Raw genomic sequence first — 5,286 nt, 5'->3', positions numbered from 1 at the left:
GTGTGTTTGCATGAACCGGGATTTTTTTGCGCTTAACAAGCCTAAAAAGCCACCATATCGTCATTTGCTAGCCCACCATAATTGGTCGAGCGGGATATGAGCATTGCCGATAATTACGGCTGACTCAGTGTAACCCGTGACTAAGCCGGTAATGATTTCAGGCACCACACCATCAGTAGCGCTGAAATTTTGTTGCACATGGACAATTTCATGCCGTCCGTACGCATCAAAAAGTAACGCGGTAATGGCTGCTAAATCCATTTCTGGCATTCGTCGTCGGGTGGCCGCCTGCGCCGCGGCCAATTGGTTTTTATGAACATCTTCAGTGTGGTCAGATAGGTAGTAGCCTTGCCATTTCACCATGCCTCTTTCATGATAGTCATGTGCGAAGAAGCGGGCAGCTTGGGCAAAAATATCGATATCATCATCCATAAGCGTTACCGCCATTGTGGCCACCAACTAACCCGATGCGATTTAGCATCGTTCCACCAGCGACGCTAGAACTTTTAAAGACAGCGCCGACGCCAAATTTTTGTCGAATCGTATCGATGACGCTGTCAATTTGGCGTTGCTTCATGTTAATCGTCACAGGGGTGAAGAGGTCGATTTGCTCCACGCCATCAGGAGCCAAGCGACCAGCGCTGACGTAAATGTTACGAACAACCTCACCATCGTAGTGGGTGCGAAAAATTTCGCGTAGGGCGTTGGTAATGGGGAGGCTTAGATTGGTGGCGTCAATCGTTACCTGGCCACTAAAACCATGATTCGGGCCGGTCGTACGATAGCCAAAGCCAATGCCTAAACTGATTTGGCTAGCCACGACATGTTTTGCACGCAACCGACTAGCTACTTGTTCACCGATTTCGCGAATGACAACTTCGATTTCAGCAGGGTTATCGTAATCGCGAGGCAAAACTTGGCCGTTGCTAAAGGAACTTTCTTTGACGTGATATTTATTACTGAGCCGACTGCGATCGACACCCCAAGCTAGCGCATATAATTCAATCCCTTTGACCCCGAGCAGTTCCCGGAGCCGATAAGGATTAAAAGCGGCTAAATCACGCATCGATAAAATGCCTAAACGGCGTAAGGTTTTGGCAGTACGGCTACCAATACTCCAAACGTCATCGAGCTTGGTAATCGGCCATAAATGCTCGGGAATTGTTTCGTAGTGCCATTCCCCAATTAAATCCTTGTTATGTTTAGCTGAAATATCGAGGGCCATCTTAGCCATCGCGGGATTATCGCCAATGCCAACCGTCAAATAAATGCCGGTTGCATCGTGAACGGTTTCCTGAATGAGACGGGCCATGTTGCGAAGTGTTAACTTGCGCCCAAATTTTGATTCGATATAGCGCCAACTGTCCGTTAAATCGAGAATGGATTCATCAATTGAATAGATATGTAAATCTTCATCAGCGACAAATTGTCGATAGATGTCGTTGATTTGTTTATTTTTTTGAATGTAGTAATTCATGCGTGGTTGGACGATAGCCAAACGTGGATCACGAGGAACGTCGCGTTGACGCATCACATTGGATACACCAAGGATTTTTTTAGCCTGTGGTGACGCAGCCAGGACGAGACCACCATTTGTGTTTTCTTGCTGGCTCATGACCACTAACAAGGACTTGAGGGGATTTAATCCTAAATCAACACTTTCCACACTGGCGTAAAAACTTTTGGAATCGATTACCATGACAGCACGCCGTGGTTCGTTAGCATACACATTATGACTCATAAGCAAGGCCTCAAAATGATATATTAGGTTTATCCTAACGTTAGGATAAACCTAATATACACCCTTTAGAAAATCTTTGCAATTGTAAGAATGCCTGTATGACAACAAAAACGCCCATTATGGCTGACATTGCTGTCTTAGCCATAATGGACGTTTTAAAAATTCTTAATTACTTACCGAAGATACGGCGGGCGATGTTTTCAGCATCGCGCAAGTTCTTATCGTTAACCCCTGAACGAGGAGCAAACGTTGTGAACCATGACCAACCTTCCGTTGGGACACCCCAAATGAACAAACCATCAACTTCGTTATCGTTAGCATCGATAACAGTCAAATCTTCCTTGTTCATACGGGTACCACCAACAACATAAGTTGAACCGTCAGCCTTTGTGTACTCGGCGGCACTCAACAAACCACGATCACGCAAGTTGGCAACCAAAGGGTTAGTTGATGCAGCTAATGACACAGGGAACAAACGTGCTTCTACCAAGTTGTTGACCGTCCACGTGTTGCCACGGTTATCCGTTGCAACGTAGTGGTCATCACGGACAGAAACTGCCAAGCCAGGGCCAGCAACTTCCAAGACACCAGCTTCAATCAAAGCGCGCATTTGCTCAACACGTAGGACAGGAGGTCCAACGGAAATCAATGAGTTAAATGGGTTGAACTTTGATAGGAACTTGGCATATTCGTCAGATGACAAGTAGCCAGCATCCAAATAGTGACGAATGATACCACGGACGTCACGCAACATATCAAAGGCACCGGCATAAGGTGCATCGTTGTTACCTTGGTTGGCATCGTTAATATCCCAAGTTAGGTAATTCATCATGAAGTCACTGTATTCAACTTCAGCTGGTACATCATCAACGGGGTTCAAAATACGATCCCAATCCATGATGTATTCTTCAGAAATGCCGTACTTACGGGCAGTTTCATTCAAATCATCACTGGCTGCCAAAGCATCCATGAATTCGGCAGCGTTGAATGGCCATGTGACACCAAAGTCGTTAATTGTGTTTTGATAGTGCTTGTATTCCAATTCCTTACGCAACAACGTAAAGAATTCGTCATAGGTAACTTGACCGTTTGACTTTTCAGCCAACTTATCCAAATTTTCTGACGTAAAGAATAGTGGTTGATAACCTTCAGCCGCAACCTTTTGGTTAACACCACGTGCGTGCATAGGCAAGCCCTTGCGAGAACCAGCAATCATGTGAGGTTCCTTACCAGATGGTAGGTAGTACATCACACCGTTGTTATCGCGAGCGAAGCGACCACCACGGCTGATTGTTAACTTAGCAATGTAGTCGAAGAAGCTCAATCCCAAACCACGTAAAACAACTTTTTCACGGGCTGGAACAGCATCGAGGTCGGCTTCTGAAGGGTGCGTTGGGGCAACGTACAACATGTTAGCATTGCCTGCAGCGGCATCAGCGAAAGCTTGCTCTTCATCGTTCAAGCTGTTGTCCACGTGACCCAATGCCATCACCACTTGATCAGCAATGATGGTATCAGTGCCGTCGATAGTGACCGTATATTGATTATCTTGCTTAACAACATCAGTGACACTGCGACGTTCATATGACAATGTCACATTTGCAGGGACGTGAGCACCAAGGTGTTCAAAGAACCATTGGCCATACACACCAAACAAAGCACGTGACGTGAAACGGTTAGGGTTGATACGCGTCAACTCATCCAAGAAGTAAGCTTCATTCTTGAAGTCGTGCATCTTCACGTATTCCTTACCGAACGTGACAGACCATTCATAAAAATTAGGACCATACAACGCGGTAGAAGCGTGGTTAGGTACTGAAGGATCAGTAAACAACGTCAATTGTTGTGTAACAGTGTTCATCAAGAAAGTTGGGTCTTGATCTGGGTTCCAAACACGACCACCGATAGGAAATGGGTCGTATAGGGTGATGTCAACAGGCTCGGTCGTTGACTTGGCGTGCGCCATTAGACGCTCAACCAAAGACAAGTTACGTGGACCAGCCCCGACTAATACGATATTCATTAGTTCTCGCTCTCTTCCTGTTTAAATTCTGCTAATTCTTCCGGTGAATAAATGCCAATGTCTTTCACATAAATATTGCCGGCGCGTTTTAGGCCTTCGTTTTGCAACAACCCTTGCTTAGGATAGGCGAAAGTAACAGTTGCGGTGGCACGAATAGCAGAGCCAAGGATTTCTCCAGTAGTTGCGTGCAAACCAGATGGGACATCAACAGAGACAACCGGAATATTAGCGGCATTTACTCGTTTAATAATATCACCAAGTTTGCTTGGAACGGGCTTAGAAAGGCCTATTCCAAATAGCGCATCCACTATGACCGTGTAATTGCGGAAATCACGGACACGGTTTTGGGTGTGAATACCATAGCCACGGGCAATCTTAAGTTGCGTGGCTGTGTTAGCGGTAGCACGATTTTCATCACCAAGAATCAATAGGTCGACGTTAACACCTTTTTGAATCAACATGCGTGCAATGGCGACACCGTCACCACCGTTATTACCAAGTCCGGCGATAACAAGCACGTTGGCTAAATCAAAGGTACCGGCTGCCAAAACTTCAATGGTGGCCATTGCGGCGCGTTCCATTAAAACCAAGGCGGGAACACCGATTTCTTCCATTGTATAACGGTCAAATCGTTGCATCTCTTGTGCGGTTACTGCTTCAACCATGAAAAGTAACCTCCTTATAGTAGATTAAATGTTATCGATAACGTTGTTTTGGACATTATCGGGTTATCTGGCAGTGTTAAGCAGGTGCTGCGAATACGTCAGATAACGGTGACTGGACCTGGTCAGGGGCCTAAAAGCCCTAACATGACCAGTCTGCTTTATTATATCGCAACTCACTGCTAAAATGTGTTTAGTAACGTGTTTAATTCTGAACACAAAGTAAGTCACTGAAAGAAGGAGTAAAGATTATGAACGAGCATTCAATTCCTGAGGATATGACACAGGTTGCGGATCGTGTCGCATTGATGGCCGCACGTGGCTTTCCAGTCAGCGAGGATGATGTCATTAAGGAAGCCTTGAAGCTTGGTTTCCAAGATATTGTTGATGAACGCATGGAAGGTAACTACTATACAGTTCGTTGGGATGAAGAATTTAATGCCTTGCAAGTCTTTGGCATCGAAAATTCATTCGAAGGTGAGGCAAAGCCAGAAGAAGGTAAGCCCTCATTCATTGAACAATTTAAGGCAAACTCAATGAATGCTTGGTTAGCGTTGGATCGTGCAGCCAGCAAGATTATTGGTCGCTAATATTAAAATTACGTTAACGGCGGAACTTTAAAGCTGAATTTAAGTCGGTTTTTGTTATATAGTAGGGTCAGAATTTTTTAATTTTGTACAGTCGTACAAAGTATATCTCGAAGGAGTTTTTAATCATGGAAAACATGCGCAAGTATCTTGCCGAGTTCTTCGGAACTTTGATGTTGGTTGCCATGGGTACTGGAGTTGTTATCTTCGTCGGTACTCAAGCTGGTCCATTGCCAGTTGCTTTGGCATTCGCCATCGCGGTTGCAGCCGGAG

The 5,286-nt window shown here is 45.3% G+C and carries 5 protein-coding genes; 1 reads left to right on the top strand and 4 read right to left on the bottom strand.

The genetic code is table 11. From position 1 onward, the window contains the following. Positions 1-60: 60 nt before the first annotated feature. The 4 genes from WEIDD23_RS06685 to WEIDD23_RS06670 form a co-directional block, all read right to left on the bottom strand. On the bottom strand, positions 61-432 hold the full coding sequence (locus WEIDD23_RS06685) for a hypothetical protein (RefSeq protein ID WP_010375062.1): 372 nt from the start codon (positions 430-432) through the stop codon (positions 61-63). Continuing rightward, positions 425-1,741 carry a Y-family DNA polymerase gene (locus WEIDD23_RS06680; RefSeq protein ID WP_010375061.1) on the bottom strand — a complete coding sequence of 439 codons (1,317 nt, stop codon included), beginning with the start codon at positions 1,739-1,741 and terminating at the stop codon, positions 425-427. Before WEIDD23_RS06680 ends, WEIDD23_RS06685 begins: the two co-directional genes overlap by 8 nt. Positions 1,742-1,910: 169 nt before the next feature. Further along, complete coding sequence (locus WEIDD23_RS06675; protein WP_010375060.1) at positions 1,911-3,764, bottom strand: FAD/NAD(P)-binding protein; 1,854 nt, start codon at positions 3,762-3,764, stop codon at positions 1,911-1,913. After that, complete coding sequence (locus tag WEIDD23_RS06670; RefSeq protein ID WP_010375058.1) at positions 3,764-4,429, bottom strand: NAD(P)H-hydrate epimerase; 666 nt, start codon at positions 4,427-4,429, stop codon at positions 3,764-3,766. Before WEIDD23_RS06670 ends, WEIDD23_RS06675 begins: the two co-directional genes overlap by 1 nt. Positions 4,430-4,677: 248 nt before the next feature. On the opposite strand from WEIDD23_RS06670, the gene WEIDD23_RS06665 reads away from it, so the two are divergent. Next, positions 4,678-5,016, top strand: coding sequence for a hypothetical protein (locus WEIDD23_RS06665; RefSeq protein ID WP_010375057.1), 339 nt, complete (start codon positions 4,678-4,680; stop codon positions 5,014-5,016). Positions 5,017-5,286 lie beyond the last annotated feature (270 nt).

This window comes from Weissella sp. DD23 (genome assembly GCF_001579105.1).
Classification (GTDB): Bacteria; Bacillota; Bacilli; order Lactobacillales; family Lactobacillaceae; genus Weissella; species Weissella cibaria.
This window is presented reverse-complemented; position numbering and strand designations above follow the sequence as displayed.